The organism is Kitasatospora sp. NPDC048296, from assembly GCF_043201815.1.
Lineage (GTDB): Bacteria > Actinomycetota > Actinomycetes > Streptomycetales > Streptomycetaceae > Kitasatospora.
On sequence record NZ_JBICZB010000013.1, the window covers coordinates 63,284 to 80,961 of the forward strand.

Genomic DNA, 17,678 nt, shown 5'->3' on the forward strand with positions numbered 1-17,678 from the left:
CCAAGCGGGGTGGTGTGGGGAGTGGGCGGGGTGGGGTCCCGCGTCGGGGCCGCGGGTGCGGGGCTCGGCCGGGGCGGGCGGGCCCCCGGCCGCCGTGACGACCGGGCACCGCCGGGCGGTCCACCGGCGGCCCCGGTCGACCCGATGGGGCCCGCCCATGACCGCGAGCAGCACCCGGCCCGGCCCCGCGCCGCGCGCCCGCCGCACCACCGAGGCGCACGTCCACCGCCCCGCGCCGGACTCCCCCGCCCCCTGCGCGCCGTCGTACCACCGACTGACCGTGCTCACCCCGGTCGTGAGCGTGCGCTGCGCCCCACCCCGGCGCGGCGACGGCTGGCTGACCGTCGCCGACCTGGCAGCGGACCCCGGGGCGGTGCGCGAGCTGGTCGCCCACGACGCCCGACAGGGCCTCGCCCGCTACCGACAGCCGCTGCGCCCGGACGTGGCGGCCGGCTTCGGACTGCACCGCTTCGTCTGGCCGGTCTCGCTGCTGTTCACCGTGCCGTGGTTCCTGGAGCGGCGCGTGCCGCTGCTCGGCCCGGCGGACGTCTCGGTACGCCGGGGCCCGGGCTCGGTCGAGCTGACGGTCCGCCCGGAGTCCTTCGCCTGCCTGCCGGACGACCCGACGGCCGGCGCGCCGCAGGCCCGTACGGCACCGGACGAGCCCACACTGGCCGCCGAACTGCGCGGCGCGCTGGGTGAGTTCCTCGCGCCGGTGCTCGCCGCTTTCGGTCCGGAGGTGCGGCGCGGACCCCGGGTGCTGTGGGCGATGGCCACCGACGCGGTGGTGGAGGGGCTCGGGTACGCGGGCGGGCTGCTCGGCGAGCAGGAGCGGGCGCGCGCCGAACTGACCGCGCTGCTCGCCCCCGGGGAGCCCGCCGCGTGCGCGCCCGGCGCGGGCCGGTGCCCCGCTTCCGCCCCGGCCCCCTTCACCCCGGGTGCCGGTTTCGCGGACCCGGCGCCCGGCCGCCCCGGCGCCCCCGATGGTCCGGCGGAGGGCTCGGTCAGTGCTTCGGACACCGACCGAGCCCGGGCCAGCTGCTGCCTCGTGTACACCGTGGAACCCGAGGACATGTGCGGCGGCTGCCCCCGGATCCGGCGGCGCCGAGCCGCGCCGCCGCCCGTCACGCCAAGTTGACGGAAATCCGTCCGATTTCGAATCCGAAAAGCCCGCCATTTCGGGAACAATCCGCATCGCATTGATACGACAATGCGCTTTTCGCCGGATCAGAAATCCCTCTCCTCAGCGCATTGACAGCGAATCAGCCGTTCCCCGGCCGAGCATCCGCCATGATGGTCCCCGCCATCACGACACAGGAACGCGACGCAGGAAAGCGAGGCTGGTTCCGGCGATGAAATTGTCCGACATACCGCTCGGTTGGGCCGTCACCGGGGTTGCTGGGCTACTGGTCAGCGCGCTCCTGGTGGCCCTGGCCCGGAGCCGGGGATCCGCTCCCGCCGCCGGCGCGGATTCCTGGGAGCGTTCCGAGGAACGGCGCCGCCACAAGGAATCCCTGTACGGCGCGGCCTCGTACACGCTGCTGTTCTGCTGCGCCGGCGTCGCCGCCGCGCTGTCCTTCCACGGGCTGGTCGGCTTCGGCGTGCAGAACCTCGGCCTCTCCGGCGGCTGGGAGTACCTCGTCCCGTTCGGGCTCGACGGCGCCGCGATGTTCTGCTCGGTGCTGGCCGTGCGCGAGGCCAGCCACGGCGACGCCGCACTCGGCTCCCGGCTGCTGGTCTGGCTGTTCGCCGGCGCCTCGGCCTGGTTCAACTGGGTGCACGCCCCCCGCGGCTTCGGCCACGCCGGCGCCCCGCAGTTCTTCTCCGGCATGTCGCTGTCCGCGGCGGTCCTGTTCGACCGGGCGCTCAAGCAGACCCGCCGGGCCGCGCTGCGCGAACAGGGCCTGGTGCCCCGCCCGTTGCCGCAGATCCGCATCGTCCGCTGGCTGCGCGCCCCGCGCGAGACCTACGCGGCCTGGTCGCTGATGCTGCTGGAGGGTGTGCGCAGCCTGGACGAGGCGGTGGACGAGGTCCGCGAGGACAAACGGGAACGCACCCTGGACAAGGAACGCCGCAAGCTGGCGGGCCGCCGCGAGCGGGCCGAGATCCGGGCGATCAACCGCAGCGGCGGCCACTGGCGCGGACGCGGCGGCGCCGCACGGCAGTTGGAGTCCGGCTCGGAGCCCGCCACAGCCGACGGGCCCGGGGCGGAGCGGCCGGAGCCCGCCATAGCCGCCGGGCCCCGCGGGGACGGGCCGCGCGAGGTCGGCGCGGCCGAGGGCACCGTCGTCCAGCCGGGCCTGCCGGCCCGTCCGGAACGGCGCACCATCGACCTCACCGCGGACGAGGACACCGTCACCCTGCCGCGGCTGGACTCGCTGGAGCGCAAGCTCAAGGACCTGGAGCAGCAGTTCGGCTGACGGTGGCTCGACTGACGTCGGCCGGGCCGAACAGCGGTCGGGCCGACGGCGGTTCGGCCGACGGCGGTCGGGCCGACGGCGGTTCGGCTGAGCACCTCCACCGGGGTCAGGACCGGACGCCGGGCGTCAGGACGACCGCCGCACCGGCACCGAGGAGTCGGCCCGCGCCCGGCGGCAGGGGGACGGAAATCGCGTCCCGGTCGTGGTCGAGCGGCCCGGCACCGACCGGGTCCCGGTCGGCGATCGCACCGGGCAGCTCGGAGTTCCAGGCCGCCCGGATCCGCAACTCGCCCTCGGGATCTACGCCGCGCTCGCCCCGCTGAGTTCGAACCACATCCGCTTGCCGGAGCCGCGCGGCTCCACGCCCCAGGCGTCCGCCAGCGCCTCGACCAGCATCAGGCCGCGTCCGGAGGAGGCCTGCTCCCCCGGCGTGCGGCGGGTGGGCCACAGGTCGGACTCGTCCTCCACCTCGACCCGCAGCCGGGCCCGGCCGCCGTCCGAGGCCGACTCGCGGTAGAGCCGGGCGGTGAACATGGCGTCCCGGTCGGTGTGCCGGATGGCGTTGGTGACCAGCTCGGAGGAGAGCAGCTCGGCGGTGTCGATGAACTCGGCGACACCCCAGCGGCGCAGCGCGTCGCGCAGTTCGGCGCGGACCTCGGCGATCCGGGCCAGGTCGGCCTGGCCGATCCGGCGGCGCAGCTGCTGGGTGGTGAGCCCGCCCGCCGGGCCGTCCCAGCGCAGGAGCAGCAGCGCTATGTCGTCCTCGCGCTCGCTGGAGTCGGCGGCCTGGGAGGCGATCCGGTCGGCCAGGTCCTCCAGCGGGTCGCGGACCGCCTCCTCGGGGGCCGGCAGCGGACGGGCGAGCACGCGGGTGAGCCGGCCGATGCCCTCGTCCAGGTCCATGCCGCGTGCCTCGACCAGGCCGTCGGTGCACAGCAGCACGGTCTCGCCCGGGTCCAGGCTGAACCGGGTGACCCGGTACTCCTGGTCCGGGTCGATGCCCAGCGGCAGCCCGCCGGCCACCGGCACGGCGGCGGCGGTGCCGTCCGCGCGGCGCACCACCGGGTCGAGGTGGCCGGCCCGCACCGCGTAGACCACGCCGTAGTCCACGTTGACCTCGGCGTAGGTGCAGGTCGCGAAGTGGTCGGTGTCCAGGTCGGCGAGGAAGCGGGAGGCGCGGGCCATCACCGCGGCGGGCGGGTGGCCCTCGGCGGCGTAGGCGCGCAGCGCGATCCGCAGCTGGCCCATGATGCCCGCGGCGTGCACGTCGTGGCCCTGGACGTCGCCGATCACCAGCCCGACGTGCCCGCCGGGCAGCGGCACCACGTCGTACCAGTCGCCGCCGATCTGCAGGCCGGAGCCGGCCGCGAGGTAGCGCACGGCGGTGGTCACGCCGGGGATGGAGGGGACGGTGCGCGGCAGCATCACCCGCTGCAGGCTCGCCGCCAGCTCGTGCTCGGCGTCGTGCAGCCGGGCCCGGGCCAGCGACTGGGCGACCAGCCCGCCCAGGGTGGTCAGCAGGGTCCGCTCGTCGGCGTCCAGTTCGCGCTCGTCGTCGAAGCTGACCACGCAGACGCCGATCGCCCGGCCGCTGGCCACCAGCGGCAGGTAGGCCCAGGAGCCACGGCCGGTGCGGCTGGTCTGCTCCCAGACGTCGGCGTGGCGCTCGCGGAACTCCCGGCGGTTGGAGACGAAGACCGGGGCGCGGTGCTTCAGCGCCTCGGCGGCCGGGTGGCCGGGCGGCAGCACGGCGCGGTCCCAGACCGCGAGCGCCTCGGCGCGGTAGCCGGAGGCGCCGAGGATCTGCGCCCGGCCGGCCTCGAAGGAGGCGAGCACCAGGCCGTCCGGCGGCAGTCCGGGCAACGGCAGCTCGGTGAAGACCCGGGCCACGTCCCGGACGGTGACGGCCTCGGACAGGGCGCGGGCGGCCTCCTTGATGAAGCGGGAGCGATCCTCGCGCAGCAGGGCGAGCCGGTCGGCGCGGTCGCGCTTGTGCAGTTCGACGGTGGCGTCCCAGACGAAGCCGACCATCCGGGAGGCGCGGCCGAAGGCGTCCGCGAGCACCCGGCCGCGGAAGCGCACCGCGCGCATGCTGCCGTTCGGCCCGACGGTGCGGTAGTAGGCGCCGCACTGGCCCAGTTCGGTCACGGCACGCTCGACCCGGCGGCGCACCACGGGCGCGTCCTCGGGGTGCAGCAGGGACAGGAAGGAGGCGGCGGTGCGGTCGAAGCGGCCGCGCTCGACGTCGTCCAGGCCGATGATCGCGCAGGCGCGCTGGTCGCCCTCCAGGACGTCGCGGCGGATGTCCCAGTCGAAGGACCCGATGCCGTTGGCGGCCATCGCGGGCTCCAGCCAGTCCGGCATGGAGTCAGCCGTGGCGGGCGGCAGTCCGCCGGACAGCACGGGGGCCAGCCGTCCGGAGGCGAGTCCGGGGGGCGTGCGCAGCGGGTTCCGACGGGAGGCCTGCGCGGGCGGGCGGGCGGCGGGCGGCGGCTCCACGGCGGACGCGCCGGGAGGAAGCGCCGGCCCCGGCGACTCGGGCTCAGTGGGCATGCTGCTCCTGCCGCTGCCGTGGCGGACCGCGCCGACCGTCCGGACGGGCCGCGTGGCGATGTGATGGGTCGTGCTGGATCGGACGGTGCCGACGGACGGTGGTCAGTCGAGGTTCGGTCTCCCCGCTGCTGTCCCGCACGTGGACACACATTCCCACCATCCTGGCCAATGTTCGGCCGAGCGGCAATGGCAACGGGCCGGAAATCTTGCGTTCCGCCTTCTGTTCAGGGCTTGCTTCGAGAACAGATCAATCGATGACGAACAGTCGTGTGGACGGCGGGTACGAGTGGTGGCGCGGCGCGCGGTCCGACGATCGGACCGGCGGTCGGTGCGGCACGGGGCCCGCGGCGGGACTCAGGGCATCGCGAGCTCGAACCAGGTGACCTTGCCGTCGCCCCTCAGCTGCACTCCCCAGGAGTCCGCGAGCGCCTCCACCAGCAGCAGGCCGCGCCCCGAGGTCGCGTACTCGGCGTCCGGATCGCGGCGGCGCCCGGGCAGTCGGCTCGCACCGTCCTGCACCTCGACCCGCAGCCGGCTGTCCGAACCGAGCACCGCGTCGAAGACCGCGCCCTTGCCGGTGTGCAGCAGCGCGTTGGTGACCAGCTCGGAGGAGAGCAACTCGGCGGTGTCGGACAGCTCCGGCACCCCCCAGCGGCTCAGCGCCGTGCGCAGCCGGTGCCGGACCGCGCCGACCGCGACCAGGTCGGCCGGGTCGAGCGTCAGGTGCAGCCGGTGGTGCAACGCGCAGCCGGGCGCGGACGCGCCCGACACGGTCGTCCCGGTGCCGGTGGCCGGGCCCTGGGTCTGTCCGGCCCGGTAGGTGTCGCCCGAGCCCGTCCGCTGCCGCGGGAATCGCGACTGACCGTCCATCAACACATGCCCCCGCCCTCAAATCCGGGCCCCCGCCTCCGGATCCCCCGCCGGCCGGGTGGCCCCCTCGTTCTGACCACCCATCCTCATGCCCAGTTGACGGCGTTTGCAACAGTGTGCGTCCGATCACGTGGGGTGAAAGGGGCACGGGGAGGTTCACGTGATCCAACTGCCCGCGCCGGACAGGTTTGCGAAGCGCAGAGGCGCTTTTCGAGGCCGCCCCCACCCGATCCCGCGCACACCCGGCGCCCGTCCGGACCGCACGCCCGGACACGCGCCCCCGCCTTCGCCACCGCCGCGCGCCGGGTCCCGACACCCGCCCTCACCGCCGCCGCCCGCCCGACAGGCCGGACCCGGTCGGAGCGGCAACGCTGGACAGGGCGGCCCGGTCCGGGTTCAATGGCCCCGAGATGTTTGAACGACGTTCTAACGATGGTCCGAACATCACCCCATAAGCCCCCCGGCCCCGTGCCGGCCCCTCTCCCGGCGACGAGCGAGCGAGGAACCGTGCGACTGACCCCCACCGAGCGGGACCGGCTGCTGATCTTCACAGCAGCCGAGCTGGCCCGCGCCCGCCGTGCCCGGGGCGTACGCCTCAACATCCCCGAGGCGACCGCCCTGATCGCGGACACCGTCTGCGAGGCCGCCCGCGACGGCCTGCGCCTGGCCGAGGCCATCGAGGCCGGCCGCTCCGTCCTGACCGCCGACGACGTGCTGCCCGGCGTGCCGGACGTGGTCACCGTCGTCCAGGTCGAGGCCGTGTTCGAGGACGGCACCCGCCTCGCCGTCGTCAACGACCCCTTCAAGGGCGCCGGCTCACTCGGCGACGAGGCCCCCGGCGGCGCGCTGATCGGCGACGGCGCCGGCTACGACCCGGTCGAGGAGACGCTGCTGATCCCCGTCCACAACACCTCCGGAGTACCGATCTCGGTCACCTCGCACTTCCACTTCTTCGAGGCCAACCCGCGCCTGGCCTTCGACCGCGCCGCCGCCTACGGCACCCACCTGGCCGTACCGGCCGGCTCCTCGGTGCGCTTCGACCCGGGCGCCACCGTCGAGGTCGGCCTGGTGCCGATCGGCGGCGAGCGGGTCGCGATCGGCTTCGCGGGGCTCGTGGACGGGCCCCTGGACGCGCCCGGCGCGAAGGAGGCCGCCCTCGCGAAGGCCCGCGCGACCGGCTACCTGACCAGCTTCGACGACACGGAGGTGCCCTCATGACGGCGATCAGCCCCCACGACTACATCTCCGTCCACGGCCCGCGCGCCGGGGACCGGATCCGGCTCGGCGACAGCGGCCTGATCGTCCGGGTCGAGGCCGACTCCCAGGCGCCCGGCGACGAGTTCCTGGCCGGCTTCGGCAAGACCGCCCGCGACGGCCTGCACCTCAAGCCCGCCGCCGTCCGCGACACCTGCGACGTCGTGATCAGCAACGTGCTGGTGATCGACGCGATCCAGGGCATCCGCAAGACGTCCATCGGCCTGATCGGCGGCCGGATCGCCTCGATCGGCCGGGCCGGCAACCCGGACACCCTCGACGGCGTGGACGTGGTCGTCGGCACCGGCACCACGATCGTCTCCGGCGAGGGCATGATCGCCACCGCCGGCGCCATCGACACCCACGTCCACCTGCTCTCGCCGCGGATCATGGAGGCCTCGCTCGCCTCCGGCGTCACCACGATCATCGGCCAGGAGTTCGGCCCGGTCTGGGGCGTGGGCGTCAACTCGCCCTGGGCGCTGCGCCACGCGTTCAACGCCTTCGACGCCTGGCCCGTCAACATCGGCTTCCTGGGCCGCGGTTCGTCCTCCGACGAGGCCCCGCTGATCGAGGCGCTGGCCGAGGGCGGCGCCTCCGGCTTCAAGGTGCACGAGGACATGGGCGCCCACACCCGCGCCCTGGACACCGCGCTGCGGGTCGCCGAGGAGTACGACGTCCAGGTCGCCCTGCACACCGACGGCCTGAACGAGTGCCTCTCCGTCGAGGACACCCTGAAGGTGCTGGAGGGCCGGACCATCCACGCCTTCCACATCGAGGGCTGCGGCGGCGGTCACGTCCCCAACGTGCTGAAGATGGCGGGCGTGCCGAACGTCATCGGCTCCTCCACCAACCCCACCCTGCCCTTCGGCCGGGACGCGCTGGGCGAGCATTTCGGCATGATCGTCTCCGCGCACGACCTCAAGGTCGACCTGCCCGGCGACGCCGCGATGGCCCGCGACCGGATCCGCGCCGGCACGATGGGCGCCGAGGACGTGCTGCACGACCTCGGGGTCATCGGCATCACCTCCTCCGACGCCCAGGGCATGGGCCGGGCCGGGGAGACGGTGCGCCGCACCTTCGCCATGGCCGGCAAGATGAAGGCCGAACTCGGCCCGCTGGACGGCACCGGCTCGTACGGCACCACCGACAGCGGCGACGACAACGAGCGCGTGCTGCGCTACATCGCCAAGCTGACCATCAACCCGGCCATCGCGCACGGCCTCTCGCACGAGGTCGGCTCGATCGAGGTCGGCAAGCTCGCCGACATCGTGCTCTGGCGCCCGGACCACTTCGGCGCCAAGCCGCAGCTGGTCCTCAAGGCCGGGTTCCCCGCGTACGGTGTGGTCGGCGACCCCAACGCCTCCACCGACCGCTGCGAACCGCTCGTCCTGGGGCCGCAGTTCGGCGCCCACGGCGCCACCGCCGCCGACATCTCGGTGGCCTTCGTCGCCCAGGCCGCCGCCGACGGCGCCTACCTCGACCGCCCCGCCGACGGGCTGCCCACCCGCCGCCGCCGCGTCGGCGTCCGCGGCACCCGCGGCATCGGGCCGCGCGACATGGTGCGCAACGCCCGCGTCGGCCAGGTCGAGGTCACCGAGACCGGACTGGTCTCGCTGGACGGCTCGCCGCTGCGCTCCGAGCCCGCCGACAGCGTCTCCCTCAGCCGCCTCTACTTCCTCTGATCCTCCCCTCAAGGACCCGATGATGACCACCCCCACGCCCGCCTCCCTCGGCTACCGGATGCCCGCCGAGTGGCACCCCCACGACCGCACCTGGATGGCCTTCCCGACCCCCAACCCCACCTTCGACGGCCCCGAGCAGCTGCACGCGGCCCGCGAGGCCTGGGCCGCCGTCGCCGACACCATCGTCCGCTACGAGCCGGTGACGCTGATCGTCAACACCGGTGAGACGGCGGACGCCCGCCGGTACGTCTCCGAGCAGGTCGAGATCGTCGAGCGCCCGCTCAACGACGCCTGGATGCGCGACATCGGCCCGTCCTTCCTGATCGACGGCAAGGGCTCGGTCGCCGCCGCCGACTGGATCTTCAACGGCTGGGGCGCGCAGTCCTGGGCCCGCTGGGACAAGGACCAGCACATCGCCGAGCACATCGGCGAGCTGACGGGCGTCCAGCGCTTCGCCTCCCGGCTGATCAACGAGGGCGGCGGCATCCACGTCGACGGCGAGGGCACGGTGCTGGTCACCGAGACCGTCCAGCTCGGCGAGGGCCGCAACGCCGACTGGACCAAGGAGGAGGTCGAGGCCGAGCTGCACGCCTTCCTCGGCACCACCAAGGCGATCTGGCTGCCGCGCGGGCTCACCCGCGACTACGACGAGTTCGGCACCCGCGGCCACATCGACATCGTCGCCTCCTTCGTGCGCCCCGGCGTCGTGGTCGCCCACGTCCAGCCCGACCCGTCCCACCCGGACCACGAGGTCTGCCGGGAGCTGGTCGCCGTCCTGCGTGCCGCCACCGACGCCCGGGGCCGCTCGCTGGAGGTCATCGAACTGCCCGCCCCCACCGTCCTGTCGGACGAGGACGGCGAGCCGGTCGACTACTCCTACATCAACCACTACGTGGCCAACGGCGCCGTCGTGCTGTGCGCCTTCGCCGACCCTCGCGACCAGGAGGCCGCCGACATCCTCGCCAAGGCCTACCCGGGCCGCACCGTAGAACTCGTCGACGCCCGGGAGATCTTCGCCAACGGCGGCGGCATCCACTGCATCACCCAGCAGCAGCCGAAGGCGCTCTGACATCCACCCCGGGCGGGAGCCGCGCGCTCCCGCCCGGGTAGCCTTCTGAGCTCCGCACCACCGAGGGAGAGCACTGCACATGGCGGACGCCCGCCCGCGCCGGCCGGCGCGCCCCCGCGAGGAGGTCTTCGCCACCGCCCGGGCCGCGATCGCCGAACACGGGCTCGCCAAGCTCACCATGGCCGGGCTCGGCAAGCAGCTCCAGATGAGCGCCGGGCACCTGCTCTACTACTTCGGCAGCAAGGACCAGCTGCTGCTGGAGACCCTGCGCTGGAGCGAGGACCAGCTCGGTGCCCGCCGCCGCGAGGCCCTCGCCGACCACGCCCTCGACCCCTGGCGGCGCCTCGACGCCTACCTGCGCCTCTACCTGCCCGAAGGGCCCGGCGACCCGCGCTGGATCCTCTGGGTCGAGGTGTGGGGCCGCTCCCCCGCCAGCGTCGAGATCCGCCAGGGCCAGCAGGAGATCGAATCCCCCTGGCAGGCCGACCTGGTCGCCCTCATCGAGGAGGGCACCGCCGCCGGCCACTTCACCCCCGGCCCCGCGGCCGACCGCGCCCTCCAACTGCGCTCCCTGCTCGACGGCCTCGCCGTCCCCATCGCCATCGGCCTGCCCGGCGCCGGCCGGCCCGCCGCGCTCGACCAGGCCACCGCGGTCGCGACCATCCTGCTGCGGGCCTGAGGCACCGACTGGGGCCCACCCGCGCGAGAAGTCGGACCGGCCGACTTCTGGTGCAGACGGCGGGGCACTGAGATGTGGCCGTCGGCATGGCCGTTGGCATTCGCCCGACCTGACGTGAGACGGCCACGACGTCCGGGGGCGGTGGGAAGCGGGCGCCACAGATCCGGTTGCGCCAGAAGTCGGATGGGCCGACTTCTGGCGCCCGGGCACCAACTCACTCGGTCCAGACCGCGGCCGCCGTACGGTCGTCGGCGTAGCCCTTGGCGCGGACCTGGACCTGGCGCAGGAAGTCGACCGTGCCCGGCGGGTGGGGGTGCGCCCAGTGGGCGGACAGGAAATGGGCCACGGCGGGCTCGTCCGCGATCGGGGCGGCCAGGCCCGGGGTGCAGAGCAGCAGGATGTCACCGGGGGTGGCCGGAACCAGCCGGAAGCGGAACGGGCGCGGATCCGGCACCGGGGCGTCCGGCACCGGCGGCTGACCGTCGGGGTGGTGGAGCAACCGGGCCGCGTAGGCGTCGATCCAGTGGCCCGAACGCAACAGGTACAGCCCGCCCGGGCCGACACCGAAGGCCGCGCGGTAGCCCGCCGCCGGGTCCAGCGACAGCATCAGGCAGTGCAGCGAGGCCGGGGACGGCGCGTCGTCCCCTTCGGCCCGGGGCGCCAGCGCGCGCAGCGGGGCGGCGGCGCTCGTGGCCAGGCGCTGCAGGCCGTAGCGCAGCCGGTCCCGGGCGCCGTCGCGCAGATCGGTGGCCAGGCCCGCCCGGCTGCGCCCGATCGCGGCCGCGAGCTGACGGCCGGCCTCGCTGGTGGCGGCGGCGACGGCCCCCGCGGTGAGTGCCCCCTCCTCGGCGCCGCCCGTACGGTCGAAGCCCGCGAGGACGGCGAGCAGCAGCCCGTCGGGGCCGTCGCCGAACCTGGTCACCAGCAGGCTGTCGCGGCGCGGCTCGCCCCGGTAGCGGGCGGAGTCGCCCCGGACGGAGACGGCGCGCAGCACGGTGTTCCCGTACTGGGCGCCCTCCAGCGCGGTGTCCGGGACGACCGCGCCGAGCGAGTCGGGGTCCGCCTCCGGTACGGCGGTGGGCTCGGGCCCGTAGGTCGGGGGGCGCTCGCCGACGTGCGGGACGGCGGGGTCGGTGTCGGCGCGCTGGGTGCGGATGGCCAGGCGGGGGTCGGGGATGGCGGGTGCGGGCTCGGGGTCGGGCTGGGGGGCGTGGTCGGGCTCGGGTTCGGGGGTGGGGGTCTTGGTGGCGGCCGGGGGTTCGGGGGTGGAGGCGGGCTCGGGCTCCGGTTCGGGGGCGGGTTCCGGCTCGGGGGCGGGCTCCCCGGCGGCCGGGGGTTCGGGAGCGGGCTCAGGCTCGGGCTCCGGTGCGGCGGCGGGGGCCGGGGCGGGCTTCTCCAGGGACACCGGGGTGGGCGGCTCCTCGAGCTCGGGCTCGGGCTCGGGTTCGGCCTCGGCACCGGCCTCCGGCACGGGCGCGGCCTCGGTCGCAGGCACGGCCTCGGCCACGGCCTCGGTCGCAGGCACGGCCTCGGTCTCGCTCTCGGGCGCACGCTCCGCCCGGGGCGCGTCGGAGGCGAAGGACGGGGCGGGAAACTGGTGGGTCTCGGTCGAGGGGCGCCGGCGCCCTGGCCCGTCGGTCCCTCCGGTCTCCCCGGTCCCCTCGCTCCCCCCAGTCCCCTCGATCACGCCGATCGCGGTGTCGAACCAGTCGTCGATGCTGTCCCGCGCCACCGCAGGCTCGGGCTCGGGCTCCGGCGCGGGCTCCGCGACGGCCTCCGGCTCCGACTGCGGCTCCGGCTCCGCCGCGCGCTGCTGCCCGATCAGCCCGACCGCCGTGTCGAACCAGTCGTCCACGCTGCCGTCGCCGGGGTCGGCGTGCGGGGTGTCGGGGAGGGTGCCCGCCGGGCCGTCGTAGACCGTGTCCCACCAGCCGTCGCCCGGCCGGGGCGGCTGTGCGGGTGCACCCTGCTTGCTCATCTGGCGGCTCCTGGTCGGTCCGTGGTCGCGCCGCCCCCGGCGGGGCCGGACTGGCGTCATTGTCTCCAAGTGCAACGACGCTGTCCGGGTTTCGGCGACAACCGGTCACCGACCGGACCATCCCGGCCACCGCGCTCACCAGCCGGTTCGCCCAGGCGCGGCCGGGTCGCGACGGAGCCGCGGCGGGGCGGTCGCGGGGCCGTCGGCACGCCGTCCGCTTCCGTTCCGTCCGTGCTTGCCGGATGTGCCCCGAGCAGGGCGTTTCCTGGACATTGCGGGGCATGCGCCGCCGAAAATGGGGGCCGAGGAGGGGCATCGCTTCACCCGTTCGGCTGATTAAATGTGCGCATGACCGCGTCGGCCCCCAGCTCGCCCCGACCGGGGAGGGCCGCACCGGCGGGCCGCCCGGCGGGTGCGCTGTTGGTCCTGCTGCTGGTCGCCCTGCTGACGGCACTGCCCTGCGCGGGCCAGTCGAGCGCGTTGGACGCTCCCGTCCGTCCGGCACCGGCCCCGGTCAGCGCCGTGTCGGTGGTCAGCGCCGCCGAGGCCACTGCGGCCACTCCCCACGCCGGCCACGCCACCAGGGCGTCCCAGCACCACCAGCGGCTCGCCGTGGAGCAGGACCACTGGATCCTGTGCACCGCGGACGGCCGGCCGCCGCACGACAACGGCTGCTCCAGCCACCCGTTCTGCCCGCAGGACGCGCAACTGCCGAACCCGCCGCCGCAGCCGCAGCCCGCCGTCTCACCCCTCACCGCGCCGGCGCCCGAGGCGCTGCCCCGCGTGGTGCCCGCGGGACTGCTGGACGGCCCGCACCCGGCACCCGATCTGCACGAACTCCAGGTGCACCGGTCCTGAGCGGAACCCACCGCCGACGCTGCCCGTCGGCGGGTCCGCCCCACCCCCACCACAGCCGACCGCCGTCGCCACCAGCCGTGCGCGGCGGGGACAAGGACAACCATCATGGGTTCCGCCTCGAAGCAGTCCAACAAGCCCGGCGACAAGAACGTCGCCGACCGCCGTACGCGCATCGCCGAGCTGCGCGCCGCCGAGCAGCGCCGCGACCGCCGCAACAAGGTCATCGCCTCGGTCGCGGCCGGTGTGCTGGTGATCGGCGCGATCGCCACCGGCACCTGGATCGTCATGGACCAGAACCAGAAGAAGAAGGACAAGGAGGCCGCCGCCAACGCGGACATCCCGGGTGTGAAGACCTTCGGTGACCTGAGCCGCAACCACGTCAAGGAGAAGGTCAACTACCCGATGACCCCGCCGGTCGGCGGCGACCACAACGCGATCTGGCTGGACTGCATGGGCCACGTCTACGACCAGCCGGTCGAGAACGAGCGCGCCGTCCACTCGATGGAGCACGGCGCGGTCTGGGTGACGTACAACGGCAAGGCCACCCCGGAGGACATCAAGACCCTCTCCGACAAGGTCAAGAACACCCCGTACTCGCTGATGAGCCCCTACCCGGACGAGCAGGGCACCATCACCCTGAACGCCTGGAGCACCCAGCTGATCGTGGACAGCGCCAGCGACCCGCGGGTGAACCAGTTCTTCACCAAGTACGTCCAGGGCAAGCAGACCCAGGAGCCGGGCGCCTCCTGCACCATGGGGCAGATGTGACCGCCGACGCGACCCGTCCCGAGAAGGCCTCCGCGGCGGACGCTCCGGAGCCGGACGCTCCGGAAGCGGTCGCGACCGGGGAGCCGGCGGCCCGTCCCGGCCGTCGGCGGCTGTGGTGGCCGGCCGCGCTGGCCGCCGCGGTGGCGCTGGCACTCGGGGTGCCGGCCCTGGTGGCGAGCGGGACGTCGGCCTCCGGCACGGCCTCGGTGGCCGTCCCCGCGGACGACTCGCCCGAGGCCGGGTTCGCCCGCGACATGGCGACCCACCACCAGCAGGCGGTGGACCTGTCGTTCATCGTCCGGGACCGCACCGGCGACGAGCCGACCCGCACCCTGGCCTTCGACATCATCAACACCCAGGCCAACCAGCGCGGGATGATGACGGGCTGGCTCGACCAGTGGGGGCTGTCGCAGCACTCGCCCGCCAAGCCGATGGCGTGGATGAAGATGGACCACGACTACGCCGCCCACGACGGTTCGCTGATGCCCGGCATGGCCACCAACGCCCAGATGGCGAAGCTGCGTTCGCTCAGCGGGCGGAACGCCGAGGTGTACTACCTGCAGCTGATGATCGAGCACCACAAGGGCGGCGTCGAGATGGCCCAGGGCTATGTGGACCTGGCGAAGAACGACGTCGAGAAGCGGCTCGCCCAGTCGATGGTGGTCGCCCAGACCTCCGAGATGGAGCTGATGACCGACATGCTCAAGGAGCGCGGCGCCGCCCCCGGCGTCCCCGCGTCCTGACAACTGCTGTTCCCCGGACGGCCGGGGAAGGTGCTGTTTCCCCGGACGGCCGGGGCGCTGCGGCGGTCCCGTACCGCCCGCACCGCGCTCCGGCCGTCCGCCGTCCCGACTCCTGGAGAACACCGTATGACCCCTGACGCGCCCTGGCTGATCACCGGGCTGGGCAACCCCGGCCCGTGGTTCCGGCTGACCCGGCACAACGCGGGCTTCCTCACCGTCGACCGGCTGGCCGAGCGCCACGGCGCCCGGTTCCGCCGGCGCGGGCTCGCCACCGTGGTCGCCGAGATCGAGGTGGACGGCCGCCGGGTGCTGCTGGCCAAGCCGCTGTGGTTCATCAACCTGTCCGGCCGCCCGGTGGCCGCCCTGCTGCGCCGCTACGGGGTGCCGGTCGAGCGCCTGGTGGTCGTCCAGGACGACCTGGACTTCGCGTACGGCTCCGGCAAGTTGAAGCGCGGCGGCGGGCCGGGCGGGCACAACGGGGTGCGCTCGGTGGGCGAGGTGCTCGGCACCCGCGACTTCGTCCGGCTGCGGTTCGGCATCGGGCGTCCGCCGAAGGGGCAGAGCGTCGGCGACTATGTGCTGAAGAAGTTCTCGGACGAGGAACTGGCCGCGATGCCGGGGGTGTTGGACCGCTGCGCGGACGCCCTGGAGACCCTGGTGCGGCTCGGCCTGAACCGGGCCCAGGACGCTCTGAACGTCAGCCCGTCCTGAGGCTCCCACGGACCGGGGTCGGACCGGTCAGCGCGGTGGCCGCCACGGCGACCACCGCGAGGACGACCAGCACCGTCCGCCCACCGGACGCCGCGCCCGCCAGGTGGACGCCGAGGACGGACAGCGCCATGCCGAGCGCGGTGCCGAGGCTGCGCGCCATGTTCACCATGCCGCCGCCGACCGCCGAGCACTCCGCCGGGATCGCCCGCATCACCAGCGCGTTGTTGGCGGGCAGCAGCAGGCCCAGCCCGTACCCGGCGACCAGCAGCGGGGCCACCACCGCCGCACCGGAGACCGGCAGCACGGCGAACAGCAGCAGCCCGGCGCCCGCGAGGCCCGCGCCGAAGCGGCACCTGGCCACGTCCGACCAGCCCCGGGGCAGCAGTGCGCCGCCGACCGTCGCGGCGACCGCGAAGGCCGCCGGCAGCATGGTGACCACCAGTCCCGCGGCAGCCGTCGACACCCCCGCACCGGTGAGCAGCACCGGACCCAGCACGAGCGGGCAGAACAGCAGCAGGTAGCCGATCAGCGCGACCACCAGCCCGGACCGCACGCCCGGGGTGTTCACCAGCCCCGGCGCCAGGATCGGCCGGGCGGCCCGCCGCTCCTGGCGCACCAGGGCCAGCGCGAGGACGACGGAGACGAACAGCAGGACGGCGACGGCCCAGCCGGGCAGGGGCAGGCCGGAGGCGGTGGACAGGGCGAGCAGCAGCGCGCTGGTCGCGCCGGTGAGCAGCAGCATGCCGGGCAGGTCGAAGCGGGGCGCCCGCGGCTCGCCGTCGCGCGGTCCCGGGACCGCCACCGGAGCGCAGGTCCGGGTGCGGGGCAGCAGGTACCAGCCGGCCACGATGCCGAACACGGCGATCGGCACGTTGACCCAGAACACCCACTGCCAGGAGGCGTGCTCCACCAGCAGCCCGCCGAGGCTGGGGCCGAGCGCCAGCCCGAGGCCCTGGGCGGCGGCCTGGATGCCGAGCGCGCGGCGCATCGCGTGCTCCGGGACCCCGCGCGCGACCAGGGCGACGCTGTTGGCCTGCATCATCGCGGCGCCGACGGCCTGGACGGCCCGGCAGGCGACCAGGATCCACAGAGCGTCGGCGAATCCGGCGCCCAGCGAGGACAGGCCGAAGACGGCGAAGCCGCCGATGTACATGGTCTTGCGGCCGACCAGGTCGGACAGCCAGCCGATCGGGGCCAGCAGGGCGACCAGGACCAGCAGGTAGGCGAGCGCGACCCATTCGACGGCGGCGAAACCCGCGTCGAAGTGCCGGCCCAGGGCGGGGAAGACCAGGGCGATGACGCTGGCGTCGAGCTGGCCGAGGAAAGCGCCGAGGCAGACCGTGCCGACGGCCAGCCAGTGGGCGTGGCGCCAGCCGGCTACGCCGCGGGGCCGGGGCCGCTCGGTGAGCAGGCGCGCAGCAAGGGCGGTGGCGTTCATGGGACGAATATATCGGATGCAGATATGTTCTTTCTACGAGCTGATCGCCCTGCGATACGAAACGTCCCACCCTACGTCCGCGGCCCGTCCGAGGGGCGGACGGCGCGCCGGAAACGCCCCGTACCAGGCGATACGCTGTTCGCCATGCCGTCGTCACCGCATGTTCCCGACCCCGCCACCGAAGCCCCGGACCCGGCGGTCGAGCACGCCCGGCAGCTGACCGACACCGTCACCCGGCTGCGCCGCGCACTGCGCAGCAGCATCCGCACCGACTACCCGTGGGAATCCCTGCCGATGGCGCAGGTCGAGCTCCTGCTGACGCTCGCCGCCGCACCACTGCGGGTCGGCGAGCTGGCCGCCCGGCAGCGGCTCGCCCCCAACACCGTCAGCGGCCTGGTCGGGAAGCTGCTGGAGGCCGGGTTCGTCGACCGCCAGGCCGACCCCGGCGACCGGCGCACCGCCCGGATCGCGCTCACCCCGGCCGGGCGGCGCCAGCTGGACGACTGGCAGCACGCCCACGAACGCCGGATCGCCACCGCCCTGGGCACCCTCGCCCCGGCCGACCGCGAGGCGGTCGTCCACGCACTGCCCGCGCTGGACCAGCTCGCCCGCGCCCTGGCCCAGCCGGGGGGCGGCGGGGAGCAGGGCTGACGGG

Annotated in this window: 16 protein-coding genes; 11 read left to right on the forward strand and 5 right to left on the reverse strand. The window is 74.6% G+C overall.

Annotated elements, in window-relative coordinates:
* The first annotated feature begins 157 nt into the window (after positions 1-157).
* Together ACGF12_RS10910 and ACGF12_RS10915 are read left to right on the forward strand one after the other, a co-directional pair.
* Positions 158-1,138 (forward strand): (2Fe-2S)-binding protein, encoded by a 981-nt coding sequence (locus ACGF12_RS10910; RefSeq protein ID WP_393027974.1) that lies wholly within the window; start codon positions 158-160, stop codon positions 1,136-1,138.
* A 214-nt stretch (positions 1,139-1,352) separates the two neighbouring features.
* A complete protein-coding gene (locus tag ACGF12_RS10915) occupies positions 1,353-2,420 on the forward strand; it encodes a DUF2637 domain-containing protein (protein WP_393027975.1) in 1,068 nt (355 codons plus the stop codon).
* Between the two features lie 106 nt (positions 2,421-2,526).
* Here ACGF12_RS10915 and ACGF12_RS10920 read toward each other — a convergent pair whose 3' ends face one another.
* The 3 genes from ACGF12_RS10920 to ACGF12_RS10930 all read right to left on the reverse strand — a co-directional run bounded on the left by ACGF12_RS10920 (position 2,527) and on the right by ACGF12_RS10930 (position 5,843).
* Positions 2,527-2,754, reverse strand: a complete 228-nt coding sequence (locus ACGF12_RS10920) for a hypothetical protein (protein ID WP_393027976.1) — start codon at positions 2,752-2,754, stop codon at positions 2,527-2,529.
* Entirely contained in the window at positions 2,721-4,973 is a 2,253-nt protein-coding gene (locus ACGF12_RS10925) for a SpoIIE family protein phosphatase (RefSeq protein WP_393027977.1), read from the reverse strand. The genes ACGF12_RS10920 and ACGF12_RS10925 overlap by 34 nt, the downstream gene beginning before the upstream one ends.
* A gap of 354 nt (positions 4,974-5,327) precedes the next feature.
* Positions 5,328-5,843, reverse strand: coding sequence for an ATP-binding protein (locus tag ACGF12_RS10930; RefSeq protein ID WP_393027978.1), 516 nt, complete (start codon positions 5,841-5,843; stop codon positions 5,328-5,330).
* Between the two features lie 507 nt (positions 5,844-6,350).
* Here ACGF12_RS10930 and ureA point away from each other — a divergent pair.
* The 4 genes from ureA to ACGF12_RS10950 all read left to right on the forward strand — a co-directional run bounded on the left by ureA (position 6,351) and on the right by ACGF12_RS10950 (position 10,527).
* Positions 6,351-7,061, forward strand: coding sequence for an urease subunit gamma (ureA, locus tag ACGF12_RS10935; RefSeq protein ID WP_393027979.1), 711 nt, complete (start codon positions 6,351-6,353; stop codon positions 7,059-7,061).
* Positions 7,058-8,779 carry an urease subunit alpha gene (locus ACGF12_RS10940; RefSeq protein WP_393027980.1) on the forward strand — a complete coding sequence of 574 codons (1,722 nt, stop codon included), beginning with the start codon at positions 7,058-7,060 and terminating at the stop codon, positions 8,777-8,779. Before ureA ends, ACGF12_RS10940 begins: the two co-directional genes overlap by 4 nt.
* Before the next feature lie 19 nt (positions 8,780-8,798).
* Entirely contained in the window at positions 8,799-9,848 is a 1,050-nt protein-coding gene (locus ACGF12_RS10945) for an agmatine/peptidylarginine deiminase (RefSeq protein WP_393027981.1), read from the forward strand.
* A gap of 79 nt (positions 9,849-9,927) precedes the next feature.
* On the forward strand, positions 9,928-10,527 hold the full coding sequence (locus ACGF12_RS10950) for a TetR/AcrR family transcriptional regulator (RefSeq protein WP_393027982.1): 600 nt from the start codon (positions 9,928-9,930) through the stop codon (positions 10,525-10,527).
* A gap of 214 nt (positions 10,528-10,741) precedes the next feature.
* Here the strand turns inward: ACGF12_RS10950 and ACGF12_RS10955 are convergent, their stop codons facing one another.
* Positions 10,742-12,505, reverse strand: coding sequence for a hypothetical protein (locus ACGF12_RS10955; protein WP_393027983.1), 1,764 nt, complete (start codon positions 12,503-12,505; stop codon positions 10,742-10,744).
* Between the two features lie 348 nt (positions 12,506-12,853).
* Between ACGF12_RS10955 and ACGF12_RS10960 the strand changes: the two genes are divergently transcribed.
* From ACGF12_RS10960 to pth, 4 genes are all read left to right on the forward strand, one after another.
* Positions 12,854-13,363: a hypothetical protein gene (locus tag ACGF12_RS10960; RefSeq protein WP_393027984.1), complete on the forward strand. Its 510-nt coding sequence runs from the start codon at positions 12,854-12,856 to the stop codon at positions 13,361-13,363.
* Between the two features lie 105 nt (positions 13,364-13,468).
* Positions 13,469-14,131, forward strand: a complete 663-nt coding sequence (locus ACGF12_RS10965) for a DUF3105 domain-containing protein (protein WP_393027985.1) — start codon at positions 13,469-13,471, stop codon at positions 14,129-14,131.
* Positions 14,132-14,241: 110 nt separating this feature from the next.
* The gene (locus ACGF12_RS10970) at positions 14,242-14,874 is read left to right on the forward strand and encodes a DUF305 domain-containing protein (RefSeq protein WP_393028035.1); all 633 of its coding nucleotides are present in this window, start codon (positions 14,242-14,244) and stop codon (positions 14,872-14,874) included.
* Between the two features lie 126 nt (positions 14,875-15,000).
* Positions 15,001-15,585 (forward strand): aminoacyl-tRNA hydrolase, encoded by a 585-nt coding sequence (gene pth, locus ACGF12_RS10975; RefSeq protein WP_393027986.1) that lies wholly within the window; start codon positions 15,001-15,003, stop codon positions 15,583-15,585.
* On the opposite strand, the gene ACGF12_RS10980 is transcribed toward pth, so the two are convergent.
* On the reverse strand, positions 15,572-17,023 hold the full coding sequence (locus ACGF12_RS10980; RefSeq protein WP_393027987.1) for an MFS transporter: 1,452 nt from the start codon (positions 17,021-17,023) through the stop codon (positions 15,572-15,574). The genes pth and ACGF12_RS10980 overlap by 14 nt on opposite strands.
* Before the next feature lie 144 nt (positions 17,024-17,167).
* Here ACGF12_RS10980 and ACGF12_RS10985 point away from each other — a divergent pair, with 144 nt between their 5' ends.
* Entirely contained in the window at positions 17,168-17,674 is a 507-nt protein-coding gene (locus tag ACGF12_RS10985; protein ID WP_393027988.1) for a MarR family winged helix-turn-helix transcriptional regulator, read from the forward strand.
* Positions 17,675-17,678 lie beyond the last annotated feature (4 nt).